This window comes from Actinacidiphila acididurans (genome assembly GCF_016918855.1).
Lineage (GTDB): Bacteria > Actinomycetota > Actinomycetes > Streptomycetales > Streptomycetaceae > Actinacidiphila > Actinacidiphila acididurans.
Map to the genome: position 1 here is coordinate 376,255 of NZ_JADKYB010000001.1, position 18,266 is coordinate 394,520.

Annotated in this window: 18 protein-coding genes; 10 read left to right on the forward strand and 8 right to left on the reverse strand. The window is 71.1% G+C overall.

Translation table 11 applies throughout. The annotated features are described in order from the left end of the window. The first annotated feature begins 122 nt into the window (after window positions 1-122). The gene (locus ITX44_RS01660) at window positions 123-2,195 is read left to right on the forward strand and encodes a SpoIIE family protein phosphatase (RefSeq protein WP_205355116.1); all 2,073 of its coding nucleotides are present in this window, start codon (window positions 123-125) and stop codon (window positions 2,193-2,195) included. A 116-nt stretch (window positions 2,196-2,311) separates the two neighbouring features. Here the strand turns inward: ITX44_RS01660 and ITX44_RS01665 are convergent, their stop codons facing one another. Beyond that, the gene (locus tag ITX44_RS01665; RefSeq protein WP_205355117.1) at window positions 2,312-2,923 is read right to left on the reverse strand and encodes a LysE/ArgO family amino acid transporter; all 612 of its coding nucleotides are present in this window, start codon (window positions 2,921-2,923) and stop codon (window positions 2,312-2,314) included. A 123-nt stretch (window positions 2,924-3,046) separates the two neighbouring features. Between ITX44_RS01665 and ITX44_RS01670 the strand changes: the two genes are divergently transcribed. After that, entirely contained in the window at window positions 3,047-3,955 is a 909-nt protein-coding gene (locus tag ITX44_RS01670) for a LysR family transcriptional regulator ArgP (RefSeq protein ID WP_205355118.1), read from the forward strand. Between the two features lie 105 nt (window positions 3,956-4,060). Here the strand turns inward: ITX44_RS01670 and ITX44_RS01675 are convergent, their stop codons facing one another. Then, a complete protein-coding gene (locus tag ITX44_RS01675; RefSeq protein WP_205355119.1) occupies window positions 4,061-4,783 on the reverse strand; it encodes an SDR family NAD(P)-dependent oxidoreductase in 723 nt (240 codons plus the stop codon). 208 nt (window positions 4,784-4,991) lie between these two features. Here ITX44_RS01675 and ITX44_RS01680 point away from each other — a divergent pair, with 208 nt between their 5' ends. Together ITX44_RS01680 and ykgO are read left to right on the forward strand one after the other, a co-directional pair. Then, window positions 4,992-5,660 (forward strand): TetR/AcrR family transcriptional regulator, encoded by a 669-nt coding sequence (locus ITX44_RS01680; RefSeq protein WP_205355120.1) that lies wholly within the window; start codon window positions 4,992-4,994, stop codon window positions 5,658-5,660. Between the two features lie 59 nt (window positions 5,661-5,719). Then, entirely contained in the window at window positions 5,720-5,842 is a 123-nt protein-coding gene (ykgO, locus tag ITX44_RS01685; RefSeq protein ID WP_205355121.1) for a type B 50S ribosomal protein L36, read from the forward strand. Window positions 5,843-6,009: 167 nt separating this feature from the next. On the opposite strand, the gene ITX44_RS01690 is transcribed toward ykgO, so the two are convergent. Continuing rightward, window positions 6,010-6,699 carry a TetR/AcrR family transcriptional regulator gene (locus ITX44_RS01690; protein WP_205355122.1) on the reverse strand — a complete coding sequence of 230 codons (690 nt, stop codon included), beginning with the start codon at window positions 6,697-6,699 and terminating at the stop codon, window positions 6,010-6,012. 126 nt (window positions 6,700-6,825) lie between these two features. Further along, window positions 6,826-8,277, reverse strand: coding sequence for an MFS transporter (locus ITX44_RS01695; protein ID WP_205355123.1), 1,452 nt, complete (start codon window positions 8,275-8,277; stop codon window positions 6,826-6,828). Window positions 8,278-8,790: 513 nt separating this feature from the next. Between ITX44_RS01695 and uppS the strand changes: the two genes are divergently transcribed. The 4 genes from uppS to secY all read left to right on the forward strand — a co-directional run bounded on the left by uppS (window position 8,791) and on the right by secY (window position 13,176). Beyond that, on the forward strand, window positions 8,791-9,567 hold the full coding sequence (uppS, locus tag ITX44_RS01700; RefSeq protein WP_205355124.1) for a polyprenyl diphosphate synthase: 777 nt from the start codon (window positions 8,791-8,793) through the stop codon (window positions 9,565-9,567). Window positions 9,568-9,601: 34 nt separating this feature from the next. Continuing rightward, window positions 9,602-10,330, forward strand: coding sequence for a class I SAM-dependent methyltransferase (locus ITX44_RS01705; protein ID WP_205355125.1), 729 nt, complete (start codon window positions 9,602-9,604; stop codon window positions 10,328-10,330). 136 nt (window positions 10,331-10,466) lie between these two features. Further along, entirely contained in the window at window positions 10,467-11,861 is a 1,395-nt protein-coding gene (locus ITX44_RS01710; RefSeq protein WP_205355126.1) for an FAD-binding oxidoreductase, read from the forward strand. Window position 11,862: 1 nt separating this feature from the next. After that, window positions 11,863-13,176, forward strand: a complete 1,314-nt coding sequence (gene secY / locus ITX44_RS01715; RefSeq protein ID WP_205355127.1) for a preprotein translocase subunit SecY — start codon at window positions 11,863-11,865, stop codon at window positions 13,174-13,176. A gap of 57 nt (window positions 13,177-13,233) precedes the next feature. Here secY and ITX44_RS01720 read toward each other — a convergent pair whose 3' ends face one another. Further along, window positions 13,234-13,806 carry a TetR/AcrR family transcriptional regulator gene (locus ITX44_RS01720; RefSeq protein WP_205355128.1) on the reverse strand — a complete coding sequence of 191 codons (573 nt, stop codon included), beginning with the start codon at window positions 13,804-13,806 and terminating at the stop codon, window positions 13,234-13,236. A gap of 105 nt (window positions 13,807-13,911) precedes the next feature. Here ITX44_RS01720 and ITX44_RS01725 point away from each other — a divergent pair, with 105 nt between their 5' ends. Together ITX44_RS01725 and ITX44_RS01730 are read left to right on the forward strand one after the other, a co-directional pair. After that, window positions 13,912-14,697 carry a 3-hydroxybutyrate dehydrogenase gene (locus tag ITX44_RS01725; RefSeq protein WP_205355129.1) on the forward strand — a complete coding sequence of 262 codons (786 nt, stop codon included), beginning with the start codon at window positions 13,912-13,914 and terminating at the stop codon, window positions 14,695-14,697. Between the two features lie 85 nt (window positions 14,698-14,782). Continuing rightward, entirely contained in the window at window positions 14,783-15,427 is a 645-nt protein-coding gene (locus ITX44_RS01730) for a TetR/AcrR family transcriptional regulator (RefSeq protein WP_205355130.1), read from the forward strand. 30 nt (window positions 15,428-15,457) lie between these two features. Here the strand turns inward: ITX44_RS01730 and dmpG are convergent, their stop codons facing one another. From dmpG to ITX44_RS01745, 3 genes are read right to left on the reverse strand one after another with little or no spacing between them, the layout of a single operon-like run. After that, window positions 15,458-16,471, reverse strand: coding sequence for a 4-hydroxy-2-oxovalerate aldolase (dmpG, locus tag ITX44_RS01735; RefSeq protein WP_205355131.1), 1,014 nt, complete (start codon window positions 16,469-16,471; stop codon window positions 15,458-15,460). Beyond that, window positions 16,468-17,415 (reverse strand): acetaldehyde dehydrogenase (acetylating), encoded by a 948-nt coding sequence (locus ITX44_RS01740; RefSeq protein ID WP_205355132.1) that lies wholly within the window; start codon window positions 17,413-17,415, stop codon window positions 16,468-16,470. Before ITX44_RS01740 ends, dmpG begins: the two co-directional genes overlap by 4 nt. Beyond that, on the reverse strand, window positions 17,412-18,233 hold the full coding sequence (locus ITX44_RS01745; RefSeq protein WP_205355133.1) for a 2-keto-4-pentenoate hydratase: 822 nt from the start codon (window positions 18,231-18,233) through the stop codon (window positions 17,412-17,414). Before ITX44_RS01745 ends, ITX44_RS01740 begins: the two co-directional genes overlap by 4 nt. Between the last annotated feature and the right edge of the window lie 33 nt (window positions 18,234-18,266).

Sequence of the window (18,266 nt, forward strand, 5' to 3'; positions counted from 1 at the left end):
ATGATCGACGCGCATCCAGGCGCAGGTCAAGACGTGAGCGATCGCAGCGCCGTACGGACCACGGTCGAAAAACGCGCGCCCTTCGACGCGCCCGGTCAGCCGTGGCGCGCGATGATCGGAGGATGAGGAGGACCGGCGACCAGGTGGGCGTTCCCGAGCTCGAACCCGAGGTGTTCGACAGCGCCATCGTGGCCGTCGCGCTCACTGCGGGCTCCGACCACCGCCTGGTGTACTTCAACGAGGCGTTCCAGGAGCTGTTCGGCACGCGGCCGGAGGGCGTGCCGGCCCGGGAGGGCTTTCCCGAGCCGACCGCGGCGCGCTGGATCGTGATGATGGACGAGGTGTTCCGGGACCACCGGGCCCGGCAGGTCACCTCGCCGCGGACCACCGTGGGCACCTGGCCGGGCGCGCCGGGCGGCCGGCACTTCGTCTACAGCTGCTCGCCCGTGGTCTCGCGGCAGCACGGGCCGGGCGTGCTGACCGTCGCCGTGGACACCACCCGCCAGGTGGAGGCGGCCCGCCGCGTCGAGCACCTGTCCGAGGAGCGGCACGAGGCGCTCCAGCGCTACGAGGCGCTGCTGTCGGCCGTGCCGCAGATCGTGTGGCTGATGAAGCCCGACGGCGCCATCACCGAACTGGTCCGCGGATTCGAGGAGTTCACCGGCAGCCCGTGGCGCCCGGTGATCGACGAGCACTGGCTGTCCGCGGTCCACCCCTACGACCGCCGCAAGCTGGCGAAGGCCTGGAACGAGGCGTCCGGGGGAGACCCGTCCTTCTTCGTGTGCACCTTCCGGCTGCGCACCGCCTCCGGCGAGTACCGGCACGTGCAGTCCCGGGCGGTGCCCATCGTGCGCGACGGGGTGACCGTGGAGTGGATCGGCGCGACCGCCGACATCGAGGACCAGTGGCGCAACCGGCTGCGGGAGCGCCTGCTGGCCCGGGTCACCACCGTGACCGCGGCCGCCGACGTGCCGCAGGCGTTCGCCGCGGTCACCGCCGCCGTGGTGCCGGAGCTGACCGACGCCTGCGTGATCTGCCTGCTGCCCTCGCCCGACGTCGCCGCGGTCGGCGAGGGGCTGACCGCGACCCGGGTCGCCTCCACCGCCCGCGAGGGGCTGCCGCCGGTGCCGCCGATCAGCGACCTGCCGTACGGGATCGGGTCCGTCGTCCAGCGCGTCGTCGACAGTCGCCGGCCCGAGATGCTGACCTTCCCCGCCGGCCGCGCGCCGGCCGGGGTGCTGCCCGAGCTGTCCATGGAGTGGCTGCGCACGGCCCGGGCCACCAGCCTGACCATCGTGCCGCTGGTGATCGACGCGGCCGTGGTGGCGTACGCCGTGGCGGTCGGCTGCGCCGACAGCCCGCCGCCGGGGCCGGCCGACCTGGCCCTGTTCGGCGAGGTCCTGCACGAGGTGCGCGAGCCGCTGCGGCAGGCGCTGGAACTCCAGCGCACCCGGCACACCGCGCTCACCCTCCAGCGCGCCCTGCTCACGCCCACCCCGAGGGTGCCCGGCGCGGAACTCGCCGCCCACTACCAGCCGGCCAGCCGGACCGAGGAGATCGGCGGCGACTGGTACGACGCGCTGGTGCTGCCGGACGGCACCGTGACGCTGACCATCGGCGACATCGCCGGGCACGACCTGGAGGCGGCCACCGCGATGAGCCAGCTGCGCAGCATGCTGCGGGTGATCGTCTACGACCGGCGCGGCACGCACTCCCCGGCGCGGGCGCTGTCCCGGCTGGACCGGGTCACCGAAGGACTGGGGATCGCGCCGCTGGTCACGGCCGTGCACGCGGGCCTGACCCCGCGGCCGGGCGGCGGCTGGCACGCGGCCTGGTCCAACGCCGGGCACCCGCCCCCGCTGCTGCTCCCGGCCGGCGCGGCCCCGCGCTACCTCCAGTCGGCGCACGCCGACCTGCCGCTGTGCGTGGCCCCGCAGCTGCCCCGCACCACCTGCCACCACGACCTGAGCAGCGGCGACATCCTGCTCCTGTACACCGACGGGCTGATCGAGGTGCCCGGCCGGGACCTGTCCGACGGCATGGCCGAACTCGCCGCCCACGCCGAGGCGGCCCGGGCCGACGGCGCCACCCTCACCGAACTGTGCGCCCGGCTGCTGGCGGCCGTCGACGACCGGCGCGACGACGCCGCCGTCATCGGCTTCCGGCCGCTGCCGCAGGTGCTCACCGCCGGGTAGTGAGGACGCCTCCGGCCCGCCGCAATGGCCGCGTGCCGGTAGCCGCCGCCATTGCGGCGGATCAGGAAGGCGACGCAACAGGCGCGGGCCGGGAATGCGCCGCCATGGCCGCGGGCTCAGCCGCGCGCGGCCATGGCGACGCCCAGCGTGATCATGGTGGCGGCGATCACACCGTCCATCACCCGCCAGGAGCCCGGCCGGGCGAAGGGCCGGCTCAGCAGCCGGGCGCCGAAACCGAGGCCGGTGAACCACAGGACGCTGCCGGTCACCGCGCCCGCGCCGAAGGGCCAGCGGCCGGCGCCGTAGCTGTTGGCGACCGAGCCGAGCAGCAGCACCGTGTCGAGGTAGACGTGCGGGTTGAGCCAGGTCATGGCCAGGCAGGTCAGGACGGCCGCCCGCAGTGAGCCGCCGGCCGTCCCCTCGGCCCGCATCCCCTGCGGCCGCAGCGCGCGCCGGGCGGCCAGCACCCCGTACGAGATCAGGAAGGCGCCGCCGATCCAGGCCGTCGCGGTCACCGCGGCCGGCCAGCGGCGCACCACCGAGCCGACCCCGCTGATGCCCACCGAGATCAGCACCGCGTCGGAGGCCGCGCAGATCGCCACCACCGGCAGCACGTGCTCGCGGCGGATGCCCTGGCGCAGCACGAAGGCGTTCTGGGCACCGATGGCGACGATCAGCGACAAGCCGGTGCCAAGACCTGCGAGGGCCGCGACAAGAACGGGAGGCATGGCCCGAGACTAGAAGCCGCTGAGCTCATCAATCCAGCTAATGATGCTTAGGTAAGATGAGCGATCGTAATGATTCCGTATGTCGGCCGGACCGGTGTGAGGCCAGTGCGGGGAGGAGGCGGGATGTCCGCGGTGACCGACCTTCCGCTGGACCAGGTGCGCACCCTGCTCGCCGCCGTGGACGAGGGCACTTTCGAGGCCGCCGCCGCGGCGCTGCACGTGACGCCCTCGGCGGTCAGCCAGCGGATCAAGGCGCTGGAGCAGCGCACCGGCCGGGTCCTGCTGCTGCGTACCAAGCCGGTAAAGCTCACCGAGTCCGGTGAGATCGTCGTACGGTTCGGGCGGCAACTCGCCCGGCTGGAGCGCGACGCGGCCGCCGAACTCGGGCTCGGTGACGCCACCGGCCCCGCCACCGTGCCGATCGCGGTGAACGCCGACTCCCTGGCCACCTGGTTCCTGCCCGCCCTCGCGGACGTCGCCGCCCGGCTGGGCATCTGCTTCGACCTGCACCGCGACGACGAGGCCCACACCGCCCTGCTGCTGCGCCAGGGCCTGGTGATGGCCGCGGTGACCTCCTCGCCCGAGCCGGTGCAGGGCTGTTCGGTACGGACCCTGGGCCGGATGGGCTACCACGCGATGGCCGCGCCCGGCTTCGTGACCCGCCACCTCGACGGCGGACCGCTGCGGCTGACGCTGCCGCGGGCCCCCGTGGTGGTCTTCGACCGCAAGGACGACCTGCAGGACCGGTTCGTACGGCAGTTGGCGCCCGGCCACGCCGCCGGCCGGGCCCGTTCCTACGTCCCGTCCTCCGAGTCCTTCGCCGCGGCGGTCGCGGCCGGGCTCGGCTGGGGCCTGATCCCCGGCGCCCAGGCCGCGCGCTACCGCGACGCCGGCACCCTGATCGACCTCGCGCCCGGCCATCCGGTGGACGTCACCCTGTACTGGCAGCAATGGCGGCTGGACTCCCCGGCACTGGCCGCCGTCGCCGAGGCGGTGGCGGTGACCGCCGCCCGGGCGCTGTCCCGCGCCTGACCTCGCTTGACCTCGCCTGACCGGCGCCGCGGGACCGGCGGGGTCGCGGGCCCGCGCCGGGCGGTGCTGTACGGAGGCGGGCGCCCGCCTCCGCGTCCGCGCGGGTCAGGCCGCGGTCCGGCCCCCGTCCACCGGGAGCGTGGCCCCGGTGATGTAGCTGGCCCGGTCCGAGGCGAGGAAGACCACCGCGGCGGCGATCTCCCCGGGCGATGCGTGCCGGCCGAGCAGGGTGGTCTTGCCGATCGGCCCGACCATCTCGATCGGCGCGCCCTCGGTGAGGGTGGGCCCGGGGGACACGGTGTTGACGCGCACCCCGGAGGTGCCGTACTCCGCCGCCCAGGTGCGGGTCAGCGACTCCACCGCGGCCTTGGTGGCGCTGTAGACCGCGAGGCCCGGCATGCCGATCTCCGTGGCAATGGTGCTGATGTTGACGACGCTCCCGGCGCCGCGCGCGGCCATGCGCGGGGCTATCGCCGCGGTCAGGAAGAACGCCGCCCGCACGTTGACCTGGAACGTCTCGTCGTACACGGGGACGGTCTGCTCGTGGGTCGGGGTGAACGGGAAGATGCCCGCGTTGTTCACCAGGATGTCGACGTCCCCGGCCTCCTCGGCCAGGCGGCCGACCGAGTCGAGGTCGGCCATGTCGGCGGCGACGAACCGCGCCTTGGCGCCGGCTTCCTCCAGGGCGGCGACGGTCCGCGCCCCGCGTTCTGCATCGCGCCCGGCCACGATCACCTCCGCGCCCGCCCTGCCGAGCTGAAGGGCGATCTCCCGGCCGATGCCCGAAGTGGCGCCGGTGACCAGTGCTGTACGTCCTGTGAGCTCCATGGTGGCGTGCCTGATTTCTCTCGTGTCCGGTGAGTGGTGGGTGACTCCTCGGCGACGCTTCGGCGAGAGGTCCCCGCCCGCCGCGCACGGCGGGCAGCGCGCTCCGCCCCGCGCCCGGGCGCACCGGGTCGCTCGGATTGGAGCAAGCGCTCCATTTTTGGCACGCGAGAATTGGAGTGTCAACTCCAGAAAGAGGTAGCCTGAGGACATGAACATCGACGAGTCCCCCGCCGCGCCGGCGGGTACCGGCGCTGGGCCGCGCCTGACCCGCAAGGGCCGGGCGACCCGGGACCGGATCGTGGCCGCCGCCGCGAACCTGATGTTCGAGCGCGGGGTGGCGGGCACCAGCACCGACGACGTACGCATCGCCGCCGGGGTGAGCACCTCGCAGATCTACCACTACTTCGCGGACAAGTGCGCCCTGGTCAGGGCGGTGATCGCGCACCAGACGCAGGCCGTGCTCGAGGCCCAGGAGCCGCTGCTGGGCAACCTCGACAGCCTGGAGGCGCTGCGGGCCTGGCGCGATCTGGTGGTCGGCATCCAGCGGGAACGCGAGTGCCAGGGCGGTTGCCCGATCGGCTCGATGGCCAGCGAGCTGTCCGAGGTCGACAATCTGGCCAGGGCCGACCTGGTGGTCGGCTTCGCCCGCTGGGAGACACCGATCCGGCAGGGGCTGCAGGCGATGCGCGACCGCGGCGAACTGACCGCGGACGCCGACCCCGAACACCTTGCGCTCGCCACCTTGTCCGCGCTCCAGGGCGGGCTGCTGCTCACCCAGCTGCGCCGCGAGACGGCCCCGCTGGAGGCGGCCCTGGACGCGATGCTCGGCCACATCGCCTCCTACGCGACGACGCCGTCCCCGGCCGCCCCGGCCTGAGGAATGCGCGGGCACCCCTCGTTGTTGACGCGATCGCAACAAGAAAGGCAGGTGCCCCGATGAAGGTCCGCAACTCGCTCCGCTCGCTGAAGCAGCGCCCCGGCGCCCAGATCGTCCGCCGCCGCGGCCGCGTCTACGTGATCAACCGCAAGGACCCCAGGTCCAAGGCCCGCCAGGGCTGACCCCGGGACCGGGCGCAGTAACGCCCGCCGGGGAGGTACGGACCCGCGCGCGTGGGGAGAGCGCCGCGGCCGGGCGCGGGAAGGCGAACGGGCCGGTGGTGACCACCGGCCCGTAGCCGTACCGCGGTGAAACGAACAAGACGAACAAGACGAACAGGGACGAGGGCTCAGGCGCAGGACGCCGGGCCCTCGTCCTGCGTCTGCGCCTGGCCCGGCCCCTGGGCGCCGTCGGCCTGATCGGAGGTGATCCGCCGGAGCTGGTCCCGGGTCACCGCGGGGTGCGGGCTGGGTGTCGTGCCCGCCGCGCGCAGGCCGGCCAGCAGGATGTCCAGGTGCCGCCGCCAGGCGTCGGGCGCCACGCTGCCGCTGGTCTCCACGATTCCGCGCAGCGACCAGAACACCGCCATCACATCGCCCAACTCGACGCCCGGCGCCGCCCGGCCGGCCTGCTGCGCCTGGACCAGCAGTTCGGCCACCAGATCCCGCAGCTTCTCCACGCAGGCGGTCTTGGTGCGGCCCACCAGCTTGTCCGCGTACCCGCGGTGGTCGCTCAGCGACTGCCCCGCGACCCGCAGGAAGCTCTCCAGGCCGGTGCCATCGGCCAGCGCCAGCGCCCGCCGGGCCTCCTCGGTCAGCAGGGCCAGCATCTGCCCGGCTATCTCGTCGACCAGGGCCTCCTTGTTGGGGAAGCGGCGGTAGACCGTGCCGATCCCCACTCCGGCCCGTGACGCGATCAGTTCCATGCTGGCGTCGGTGCCGAACTCGGCGAGCACGTCACGGGCCGCCTCGAGGACGAGCTGGTGGTTGCGGATCGCGTCCCGCCGCAGCGGCCGGCTCCTCGTGGCTTCCGAAGTCATCGTCGCTCCAGGGCGGTTGGCGGCGGGGCTGGCGTCGCCCCTGAGGATCATTGTGCGCGACGTCCCGGGCGGGCGGCGCGCTCGCGCGGGCACGATGCGCGCCGGCGGCCGCCCGGGAAGCGCTCGTCACTCGGCGGCGGTCACGGCGGCGGGCTCGGCCTGCGGCTCGCCGGCGGAGGAGTACTCCACCCGCGAGGTGCGGCGGGACACCGGGATCAGGATCGCGGCGACGGCGCCGATCAGCAGGGCGCCGGCCAGCATCGCGAAGCCGTTGGTGTAGCCGGACTCGCGCGGCAGGCCGTCGGCGGCCGGGCTCGCGGTGACCACACTGGCCATCAGCGCGGCGCCGATCGAGCCGCCGATGGTACGGATGTTGGCGTTCATGCCGCTGGCCACACCGGTCTGCTCGGCCGGGACGGCGCTCACGATCAGCGTCGACATGGCGGCGAAGGCCAGGCCGAAGCCCACGCCCATGATGGCCATGGACACGTACAGCTCCCAGGTGTGGGTGTGCGCGAAGGCCAGCATCGCCATGGCGGCGGTGCCCACCAGCGAGCCCACCACGACCACGGCCTTGCCGCCGATCCGCGCGGTCAGGGCGGTGGCCCGCAGGCCGGCCAGGAACATCGTGACGGTCAGCGGCAGCAGGATCAGGCCGGACTGGGTGACGGAGGCGCCGAAGCCGTATCCGGTGGACTTGGGGGTCTGCACGAACTCCGGCAGGAAGGCGAACATCGCGTACATCCCGACGCCGAACAGCAGCGCCACCAGGTTGGTGGTCCACACGGCCGGCAGCCGCATCATCGACATGTCGATCAGCGGAGTGGCGGCGCGGCGCTCGACCTCGACCCAGCCGGCGGCCAGCACCACGGCGGCGGCGAACAGGCCGATCACCCGGCCCGAGCCCCAGCCCCAGACCGGCGCCTGGCTCAGCGCGACGAGCAGCGCGACCAGCCATGCCGACAGCAGTACGGCCGGCGCCCAGCTGATCCGGCCGGGGGTGCGCACCGGCGACTCGGGCACGAGGATGAAGGCGGCGATCGCGGTGATCACCGTGATGATCATCGGCAGCCAGAACAGCCAGTGGTAGTTCAGCGCGTTGACGATCGGGCCGGCCAGCACGATGCCGAGGCCGCTGCCGACCGCCAGCAACGAGGCGATCGCCCCCACCGCGGCGCCGACCTTCTCGCGTGGGAATTCGTCGCGGATGATGCCGAACGCCAAGGGCAGCACACCGCCGCCGATGCCCTGGATGACCCGGGCGATGATCATCACCTGCACGTTGGTGGCCAGCGCCGCCAGCAGCGAACCCGCCGCCAGAGCGGCGAGGGTGACCACGAACACGCGCTCCTTGCCGATCATGTCGCCGATCCGGCCCATGATCGGGGTGAATATCGACGCCGACAGCAGATAGGCCGTCAGCACCCACGTCACGGTGTTCTGAGTGGTGTGGAGATCGGCCTGAATGGTCGGCAGGACGGGGGTGACCAGGGACTGGAGCAACGCGTACGCAGACGTGCTCGCCGCAAGAACGGCGAACGTGACCTGGTGCGGCGTGCGCCGGGTCTCGGAGGCCATGGAACTCCTCATCAAAGGGCAACAGGGAAACGGAACGATCATTCCGTTCAACCGGGCCGCCGCATCAGGAATTCCCCTTCCGTTTAGCGCGGAGATGAGGGAAAGAACACAGGGCCACCGGGAATACGCGCCGGGTCGGACTTCCGGGCGCCGTGGAGTACGCCGTTCCGGACGGGAAGATCCCGAATCGCCACCGCAGGTTTACACCGGGTTCAGGACGCGCTACTTTCTGCGGTGGGAGCGCTCCCATGAAGAGCGGTCGCCACCAGGCCGTGTACCGGACCACCCGGCCCGCACCACCCGTAGATCGACCGGCCCGCCGCTTCCCATCCTTCCCCGCCACTGGCGGCGGGCCGGTTATGTCCCTCGGTTCCCGGGCTGTCCGCGGGCCCGCCGGGTAGACGCCCCGTAATCGCCGCGGCCGGGTCAGCCGCGCGCGCCCTTCACCCTTGCGCTGGGCGACCGGGCGGTCACGGTGTGACACCCTGGTGCACGACGGAGAAGGGACATCCGATGCGGATCGCCGATCCCCTTTACGCCCTGTATGCCCGGCGGCTGCGCCGGGAGATCCACGACGGGCCGCTGCCCCGGCACATCGGGCTGATCATGGACGGCAACCGGCGCTGGGCGAAGCAGATGGGCATGGCCAACCCCAGCCTGGGCCACAAGTACGGCGCCGAGCACGTCGACGACGTACTCCTGTGGTGTGAATCGCTGAGCATCCAGCACGTCACCGTGTTCGTCTGCTCGACCGAGAACCTCCAGCGGCGCGACGACGCCGAAGTGACCTTCCTGATGCGGCTGATCGAGGAAGTGGTCACCGACAAGCTGACCCGCCCCGACGCCAAGTGGCAGGTGCACATCGCCGGGACGCTCGACATCCTGCCCGACAGCACCGCGCACGTCCTCAAACGCGCGGTGGACGCCACCCGCGACAGCGCCACCGGCTACCACGTCACGCTCGCCATCGGTTACGGCGGCCGGCAGGAGGTCATCGACGCGCTGCGCGAGCTGATGACCGAACGCTCCGAACAGGGCTGGAGCCTGGCCGACCTGGCCGCGTCCATCGAGGTGGCCGACATCGGCCGGCACCTGTACACCGCCGGGCGGCCCGATCCGGACCTGGTCATCCGCACCAGCGGCGAACAGCGCCTGTCCAACTTCCTGCTGTGGCAGAGCGCCTACTCCGAGCTCTACTTCTGCGACGCCTACTGGCCGGCCTTCCGCGAGATCGACTTCCTGCGGGCCCTGCGCAGCTTCTCGGCCCGGGAGCGGCGGTACGGCAGCTGATCGCGCCCCGCACCGCCCGGCCTATCCTGACCGAGTGTTCTCCCCCCAGGGCCCCAGCCTGCGCGATCTGGCCGTACAGGCGCTGTCTTCCGTCGAGCGCGGATACGACCTGCTGGCCCCCACCTTCGACCACACGCCGTTCCGTACTCCCGACCGTGTCCTGGACGCGGTGACCACCGCGCTGCGCCCGTTCGGCCCCTTCGAGACGGGCCTTGACGTGTGCTGCGGCACCGGCGCGGGGCTGCGGGTGCTGCGCCCGCTGTGCCGTACCCGGGTGACCGGCGTCGACTTCAGCGCCGGGATGCTGGAGCGGGCCCGCGCCGCCGCCGCGGCCGGCCACGGCGCCCCGCCCCGCCAGGAATGGGTACGCGCCGACGTGCGCGCGCTGCCCTTCACCGGCGCATTCGACCTCGCCGTCAGCTTCGGCGCGTTCGGCCACTTCCTGCCCGCCGAACGGCCGGAACTGTTCACGCAGATCCGGCGCGCCCTGCGGCCCGGCGGCGTGCTCGCCTTCCCGATCGGCGCCCCGCCGCCGGTCACCTCGCCCTGGTACTGGCTGCTGGCCGGATTCGACGCCGGCATGCGGGTGCGCAACGCGGTGCGGCGCCCGCCGTTCGTCATGTACTACCGCACCTTCCCGCTCGGCCCGGTCCGCGACGACCTCACCCGGGCCGGCTTCACGGTGACCCTGCTGCCGCTGACCGAACTCGGCCGCCGCCCCGACGGCAGCCCCCGCGCCCGCCTGGTGCTGGCCCACGCCTGACCTCCTCGGCGCACGGGGCGCGGGCCGGCCCCTACGAGTAGGCCAACCGGTGGCAGAACGTTCTGTCTTGACGCTGCGGGGCGACGTTGTATCGTCATGAGGCAGAACGTTCTTTCCGTCAGGAGGAGATGCACTCATGACACCACCGAAGGACCAGCGCCTCAGCCGGCTCGTCGACGCCTTGGAGCGGTCCATCGGCGCCGGCCGTGCGGTCACCGCCGGGCCGGATTACGACGCCGGGCGGCACGTGTGGAACGGCGCTGTGTCCTTCCGCCCCGGCGTGATCGTGCGGTGCGACGATCCCTCCGAGGCCCGGACCGCGGTGCTGGCCGCGCGGGAATTCGGGGTGCCCCTGTCGGTGCGTGGCGGTGGCCATGACTGGGCCGGGAGGGCGCTGAACGACGGCGGTCTCACCCTCGACCTCGCCGGGTTGCGCCGGGTGACGGTGGATCCCGTGGCCAGGGTCGCCGAGGTCTCCGGAGGGGCTTTCGCCGGTGACGTCGTCCGTGCCGCCCAGCCCTTCGGCCTGACCGCCGCTACCGGCACCGCCGGCTCCGTCGGCATGGCGGGCCTCACACTCGGTGGCGGATACGGACCGCTCAGCGGTCGACTCGGACTCGCGTCGGACAATCTCGTGTCCGCGGACGTGGTGCTCGCCGACGGCACGGCGGTGACCGTGGACGAAGAGCGGACACCGGACCTGTTCTGGGCGCTGCGCGGTGGTGGCGGCAACTTCGGACTGGTCACCTCGATGCGCGTACGTCTGCACGCCGTGCCGACCCTGCTGTCCGGCATCGTGATGTTCCCGTGGGCACAGACGGCGTCGGTGCTCGCCGGACTTGCGGAGCTGTTGCCCGAGAGCCCGGATGACCTGACGGTGCAGTTCGGTGTCCTCCTCGGCCCCATGGGTGAACCCGTGGTGTTCCTCGCCCCCACCTGGAGTGGCCACGACGCCGCGGCGGGCGAACGCGCGCTGGCGCGGCTCGACACCCTCGGCAAACCCCTGGTCTCCCGACTCGGCCCGACGACCATGCCCGAGATGCTCGCCGGCGTCGACGCGCAGTTCCCCTTCGGCCGCCACGTGGAGATCCGCACCCGTTCGGTGTCCGAGATCACCCTTGGAGTGTCCGACATCCTGCATCTCGCGGGCTCCACGCTGACTTCGTCCTTCTCCGCGGTATCCGTGCACAGCCTGCATGGAGCCGCCACCCGGATACCCGTGACACAGACGGCATTCGGCAACCGCGACCCGCACCTCATGATCGAGATCATCGCCGTCTGGGAACCTGATGACGACCGGTCATCGGAGCACCGCGCCTGGGCGGGCAACCTGTCCTCCGCCCTGGAGGGTGAGGCACTGCCGGGCGGCTATCCCAACCTCCTCGGGCCCGACGAGGCCGTACAGATCGCACATGCCTACGGTCCGAACGCCGACCGGCTGCTGGCAGTGAAGCGCCGGTTCGATCCCGACAACGTCTTCCGCGCGACCCCCCTGCCCATGACTCAGCTCCAGCACGTCGAGGGGCACTAGGGTGTTGGCCACATTCGTCCATGCATTCAAGACGCCTGACCTGCGCAGGAAACTGCTCTTCACGCTCGGCGTCATCGTGGTGTACCGGCTGGGCACCCACGTGCCGATCCCGGGCGTCAACTACAAGGCGGTTCAGCAGTGCCTGGACCAGACCTCGGGCAGTCAGGGGCTGTTCGGGCTGGTCAACCTCTTCAGCGGAGGCGCCCTGCTGCAGATCACCATCTTCGCGCTCGGCGTCCTCCCCTACATCACCGCCAGCATCATCCTGCAACTGCTGACCGTGGTCATCCCGCGCCTGGAAGCCCTGAAGAAGGAGGGCCAGGCCGGCACGGCGAAGATCACGCAGTACACCCGATACCTGACCGTGGGACTCGCCCTCCTTCAGGGTGCCGGCCTGGTGTCCACCGCCCGCAGCGGCACCCTCTTCTCCAACTGCACCGCTGCCTCCGACATCGTCCCGGACCGGGCGATCTTCACCACCGTGACGATGATCATCACCATGACCGCCGGCACCTGCGTGGTCATGTGGCTCGGCGAGCTGATCACCGACCGCGGCATCGGAAACGGCATGTCGATCCTGATGTTCGTCTCGATCGCCGCCACGACCCCGTCCGCCCTGTGGGCGATCAAGAAGCAGGGAACGCTGGCCGGCGGCTGGATCGAGTTCGGCGGTGTCGTTCTTGTCGCGCTGGCCGTGGTCGGCCTCGTGGTCTTCGTGGAACAGGCTCAGCGCCGCATCCCGGTGCAGTACGCCAAGCGCATGATCGGCCGCCGTTCCTACGGTGGCACCTCCACCTACATACCGCTGAAGGTGAATCAGGCGGGTGTCATCCCGGTCATCTTCGCCTCGTCCCTTCTCTACATCCCGGCGCTGGTCCTGCAGTTCTCCCACGGCGACTCGAAGTGGCAGACCTGGATCGCCCAGAATCTGACCAAGAGCGACCACCCGATCTACCTCACCGCATACTCCGTACTCATCGTGTTCTTCGCGTTCTTCTACGTCGCGATCACCTTCGACCCGGACGAGATCGCGGGCGACATGAAGCAGTACGGAGGCTTCATCCCGGGCATCAGGGCCGGGCGGCCGACCGCCGAGTACCTCGGCTACGTACTCAACCGGATCACCTGGCCGGGCGCGCTGTATCTGGGGCTGATCGCCCTCATCCCCGCCGTCGCACTGGCCACGACCGGGGCGAGCCAGAACTTCCCGTTCGGCGGGACCAGCATCCTGATCATCGTCGGTGTGGGCCTGGAGACCGTGAAGCAGATCGAAAGCCAGCTCCAGCAGCGCCACTACGAAGGCTTCCTGCGCTGAGTCGCGTCATGGGCGGCTTGCCGACCACCGACGCCTGAAGCGCGCCTTACCTCGTCATCAGTCGCGCGGGGAGCGAACGATCGCTCGGCAGCTGCGCAGGAACGAGCCACCCGCACCTGTGGGCTCACCGAGATAGCCGGCGACCATGGCGCCGTCGCGCAGAACCATCAGATCGTCGGCGACGGCGGCCTGCTCCGGCAGCTCGAGCGGCGTGATGAGCTGCTCGAAGGTCTTCGTGTACCAGGCCCTGTGCGCCTCGACGACCTGACGCACGGGGCTGGCGGGATCGGGGTACTCGGCGGCTGCGTTGATGAAGGCGCAGCCGCGGAAGCCCGGGCTGCACGCCATGGTGTCGATCATCTCCGAGATCAGGCGCAGCGCCGTGTCGATGTCGCCGTCGGCTTGAGCGATCGCGCTGTTCATCCCATGACGCTCAACGGCGGCGCACCCTTCCAGGTATGCCACGACCAGGTCGTCCTTGGTTTTGAAGTGCCGGTAGAAGGTCACCTTTGTGGTGCCCACCCGCTCGATGATCTTGTCGGCGCTCACGGCGCGCAACCCGTGCGCGTAGAAGAGTTCTGTGGCCGCGTCGATCAGACGCTCTCGCACCGGCACGTTCACGTTGGTCATAGTACGGGTCCTCACATCCTCTTGCGCCGGGCCGCCTCGTCTGGCAGCGTAACCCGCATGGGTAGGGTAACTAGTTAGTCTACCGGCAAGGGACTGGGCAGGGACATGAACGACAGGGGCGGCCTTGTGATGAGCACGCCGATGGCTTCGGAGCTGTCCGGCAAGCGCGCCGTGGTGACCGGAGCCGCGAGTGGCATCGGTGCGGCCGTGGCGGAGCGGCTCGCCGGTCTGGGCGCCCACGTGGTGGTGTGCGACGTCGACGAGTCCGGTGCACGGCGCACGGCCGAGCGGATCGGCGGCGAAGCGCTGGTCATGGATCTGAGCCGGACCGCTGATCTGGCCGACCTGCGGCTGGACGCGGACATCCTCGTCAACAACGCCGGGGTGCAACACGTCTCGCCGATCGAGGAGTTCAGCCCGGAGCGGTTCGCCTTCATGCTCAGGTTGATGCTCGAGGCCCCGTTCCTGCTCACTCGCGCGGTCCTGCCAGGCATGTACGAGCGCGGCTGGGGCCGCGTCGTCCACATGTCCAGCGCGCACGGTATCCGGGCCAGCGCATACAAGTCCGCCTACGTCAGCGCGAAACACGGCCTCGAAGGGCTCTCGAAAGTCATCGCGCTCGAGGGCGCGGCCCACGGCGTCACAAGCAACTGCGTGTGCCCCGGCTACGTCCGCACCCCTTTGGTGGAAAAGCAACTCGCCGATCAAGCGGCGGTCCACGGCCTTGCCGTGGAGGAGGTGGTCTCGGACGTGCTGTTGTCGCGGTCGGCGGTGAAGCGGCTCATCGAGCCCGACGAAGTCGCCGGAGCGGTCGCGTACCTGTGCTCACCGCAGGCTGTCTCCGTCACCGGTACCCGGCTCGTACTCGACGGTGGATGGTCCGCCTCCTGACCATCGGTGGTCACTGACCGGACCGACACATCCGGACAACAGACCATCCAGTCGAAGGGACACCCCCGGGCCCTATCATTGACTGGTGGTGAAGGAAACCGGATCTGCAACGACCGTTGCCAACCCGAGCAGCCGTGACGTCATTCTGGACGCCGCTCGGGCCCTCATCACGAGCAGAGGGTATGACGGCATGGCCATCTCGGACCTGACCGCCAGGTCCGGGCTGCCGGCCAGTTCGATCTACTACCACTTCGGGAACAAGCTCGGTGTCCTGGCGGCGCTGCTCGAACGCACCTTCGAGGAACTGCATGCGTCGTTCCCGAACCCGTCGTCGTTCGACGATCACGAGCCGCTCGAGCGCTTCGAGACATGGGTCACCACGGCGTGCCAGTCCCTGGACCAGCGGCCGGAATACCTCCGCATCCTGCTGGCCATCAGCGTCGGCCCGCACAAGGACACGGAACCGGTGAGCAACACCGTGCGCCGCATCCGCGACTACGCGCACGCCTCGTGGGTGGAAGCCCTCACTCCCATCTTCGCGCCGAACGGCGGCGCGGCGGACGAGATGTTCGTCGACCGGATTGCCGTGCTCGGGCGGGCCATGACCGATGGACTGTCGGTGGCCAACAGTTTCGACGGCGTGACGTACAGCTCGAACGTCCCCGGCGTCGTCTCCCTGATCCGCGGTCTCGCGGAACAGCGTGATCGCGACAAGGGACACGACGCCTGACCGGCCTGCGCGGTGCGCGACCTGTGCATGTCAGACGTTTGTGGCGGCGGCGAGGTCGAGGGCGATGTCGGTGATCATGTCCTCCTGCCCGCCGACCATCTTGCGCCGCCCGACTTCGACGAGGACGGTCCGGGCGTCGACGCCGTATCGGCGGGCCGCGGCCTCGGCGTGCCGCAGGAAGCTGGAGTACACACCGGCGTAGCCGAGAGTGAGCGTCTCACGGTCCACGCGTACCTCCCGGTCCTGGAGAGGGCGCACGACATCGTCAGCCGCGTCCATCAGCGGAAACAGGTCGCAGCCGTGATCGAGGCCCATCAGGTCGGCGACGGCCACGAACGCTTCCAGGGGGCAGTTGCCGGCCCCCGCGCCCTGTCCCGCGAGAGACGCGTCGACGCGTACGGCGCCGTTCTCGACCGCGACGACCGAGTTGGCCACGCCCAGCCCGAGGTTGTGGTGGGCGTGGATGCCGAGTTCGGTGGCCGGGTCGAGGATGTCGCGGTAGGCGCGGAAGCGGTCGCGTACGCCGTCCATCGTGAGGCGGCCGCCGGAGTCGGTGACGTAGACGCAGGTGGCGCCGTAGGACTCCATCAGCTTGGCCTGGCGGGCGAGTTCGGCCGGTTCGGCCATGTGGGACATCATCAGGAAGCCGGCGACATCCAGCCCCAACTCGCGGGCAGCGGAAATGTGTTGGGCGGAGATGTCGGCCTCGGTGCAGTGGGTTGCCACCCGGACCGACCGGATGCCGAGGGCGTGCGCCTGCTTCAGGTCGTGCAGGGTGCCGATGCCGGGCAGCAACAGCGTGGTGGGCACGGCATGGGTGATGGAGTCGCAGACGGCCTCGATCCATTCCCAGTCGGTGTGGGCGCCGACGCCGTAGGTGATGCTGGAGCCGGACAGGCCGTCGCCGTGGGCGATCTCGATCGCGCAGACGCCGGCGGCGTCGAGGGCGGTGGCGATGGCGCGGGCCTGATCGACGGTGTAGCGGTGCCGAACGGCGTGCATACCGTCCCGCAGCGTCACGTCCTGGACGTAGAGGGAGGTCATCGGACTGTCACCTTTCCGGAACGGTGCGCGGCCATGCGCTCGGCGGTGCGCAGCGCGGCCGAGGTCATGATGTCGAGGTTGCCGGCGTAGGCGGGCAGGTAGTGGGCGGCGCCCTCCACTTCGAGGAACACCGACACTTTCGTGGCCGCACCGGAGCGGGAGGCGGCCGGGAGGAGCGCGTGCAGGGGATCGTCGGTGGGGACGCGGTCGAACTGCACTTTCTGCTTGAGGCGGTAGCCCGGCACGTACATCTGGACGCGCGCGACCATTTCCTCCACCGAAGTGGCGATCGCGGCGTCGTCGCAGTCGCCGACGAGGCAGTACACGGTGTCCCGCATGATCAGCGGGGGCTCGGCCGGATTGAGGACGATGATCGCCTTGCCTCGGGCGGCGCCGCCGACCTTCTCGATGGCCGAGGAGGTCGTCTCGGTGAACTCGTCGATGTTGGCCCGTGTGCCGGGGCCGGCCGAGCGCGAGGAGATCGAGGCGACGATCTCCCCGTAGTGCACCGGCGTGACGGCGGCGACCGCGGCGACGATCGGGATGGTGGCCTGGCCTCCGCAGGTGACCATGTTGACGTTGCCGGCGTCCAGGTGCGCCTGTCCGTTGACCGGCGGTACGACGTACGGACCGACCGCGGCGGGGGTGAGGTCGACGACCGTACGTCCCAGCGGGCGCAGGATCTCGTCGTGGTGCCGATGGGCGCCGGCGGAGGTGGCGTCGAAGACGATCGACACGTCCGCGAACTCGTCCATTGTCACCAGGCGGTCCACGCCCTCGTGGGTGGTGGCGACCTTCAGCCTGCGCGCGCGGGCCAGGCCGTCCGACTCCGGGTCGATGCCGACCATGGCGGCGATCTCCAGCGACTCGGACAGGCGCAGTATCTTGATCATCAGGTCGGTTCCGATGTTGCCGGATCCGATGACGGCGACCTTCGTGGTCATGCTCCGGTTCCTTCCGTGGCGGAGGGCGTGAACGCGGTGGTGACCATGCCGAGGCCATCGATGCGGGCGGTGAACTCGTCGCCCTCGACGGCGACCGCCATGGGGCCGAGCGCACCGGTCAGGACGATGTCCCCGGCCCGCAACGGGTCGCCCAGAGCGCTGAGGGTGGAGGCGAGCCAGAGGGCGGCGGTCAGGGGGCTGCCCAGGCAATCGGCGCCGGTTCCCCGCGAGACCGTCCGGCCGTTCTTCGTCAGGGTCATCCGCACGGCGCGCAGGTCGACCCGGTCCAGCGGTACCGGCGTGCCGCCCAGGACGAACAGGCCGCAGGAGGCGTTGTCGGCCACGGTGTCGACGATGGTGATGTCCCAGCCGGCGATGCGGCTGTCGACGATCTCCAGCGCGGGCAGGGCGAACGCCGTGGCCCGCAGCAGATCGGCCACGGTCGGTTCCCGGTGCGGAAGATCGGCGCCCAGCACCAGGGCGACCTCGGCCTCCACCTTGGGCTGCAGCAGCCGTCCGGGAGCGATCGGCCGGCCCTCGGGCACCGCCATGTCGGCGAACAGGACGCCGAAGTCGGGCTGGCCGACCCCGAGTTGACGCTGTACGGCAGGCGAGGTCAGACCGATCTTGCGGCCCACCGGCCGTCGGCCCTCGGCCAGGGCGTGCTCGACGCGCAGGCGCTGCACGGCGTAGGCGGCTTCGATGTCCGACGCGGGCAGGAGGGAGCGGACCGGGGGGCACGGCGTTCCGGTGCGAGCGGCTTCCGCCAGTACGGCCGCCGCTTCGGCCACGGCGTCGGCGGCCCCGGGGGCGCTCATGACCGTCCGCCGTCCGCGGCGGCGCGGTGATGT

What these genes read in the sequence shown, in the direction of transcription:
- ITX44_RS01660 (WP_205355116.1), top strand. Translation starts at nt 123, where the DNA reads ATGAGGAGGACCGGCGACCAGGTGGGCGTTCCCGAGCTCGAACCCGAG.
- ITX44_RS01665 (WP_205355117.1), bottom strand. Translation starts at nt 2,923, where the DNA reads ATGCCTCCCGTTCTTGTCGCGGCCCTCGCAGGTCTTGGCACCGGCTTG.
- ITX44_RS01670 (WP_205355118.1), top strand. Translation starts at nt 3,047, where the DNA reads ATGTCCGCGGTGACCGACCTTCCGCTGGACCAGGTGCGCACCCTGCTC.
- ITX44_RS01675 (WP_205355119.1), bottom strand. Translation starts at nt 4,783, where the DNA reads ATGGAGCTCACAGGACGTACAGCACTGGTCACCGGCGCCACTTCGGGC.
- ITX44_RS01680 (WP_205355120.1), top strand. Translation starts at nt 4,992, where the DNA reads ATGAACATCGACGAGTCCCCCGCCGCGCCGGCGGGTACCGGCGCTGGG.
- ykgO (WP_205355121.1), top strand. Translation starts at nt 5,720, where the DNA reads ATGAAGGTCCGCAACTCGCTCCGCTCGCTGAAGCAGCGCCCCGGCGCC.
- ITX44_RS01690 (WP_205355122.1), bottom strand. Translation starts at nt 6,699, where the DNA reads ATGACTTCGGAAGCCACGAGGAGCCGGCCGCTGCGGCGGGACGCGATC.
- ITX44_RS01695 (WP_205355123.1), bottom strand. Translation starts at nt 8,277, where the DNA reads ATGGCCTCCGAGACCCGGCGCACGCCGCACCAGGTCACGTTCGCCGTT.
- uppS (WP_205355124.1), top strand. Translation starts at nt 8,791, where the DNA reads ATGCGGATCGCCGATCCCCTTTACGCCCTGTATGCCCGGCGGCTGCGC.
- ITX44_RS01710 (WP_205355126.1), top strand. Translation starts at nt 10,467, where the DNA reads ATGACACCACCGAAGGACCAGCGCCTCAGCCGGCTCGTCGACGCCTTG.
- ITX44_RS01720 (WP_205355128.1), bottom strand. Translation starts at nt 13,806, where the DNA reads ATGACCAACGTGAACGTGCCGGTGCGAGAGCGTCTGATCGACGCGGCC.
- ITX44_RS01725 (WP_205355129.1), top strand. Translation starts at nt 13,912, where the DNA reads ATGAACGACAGGGGCGGCCTTGTGATGAGCACGCCGATGGCTTCGGAG.
- dmpG (WP_205355131.1), bottom strand. Translation starts at nt 16,471, where the DNA reads ATGACCTCCCTCTACGTCCAGGACGTGACGCTGCGGGACGGTATGCAC.
- ITX44_RS01740 (WP_205355132.1), bottom strand. Translation starts at nt 17,415, where the DNA reads ATGACCACGAAGGTCGCCGTCATCGGATCCGGCAACATCGGAACCGAC.
- ITX44_RS01745 (WP_205355133.1), bottom strand. Translation starts at nt 18,233, where the DNA reads ATGAGCGCCCCCGGGGCCGCCGACGCCGTGGCCGAAGCGGCGGCCGTA.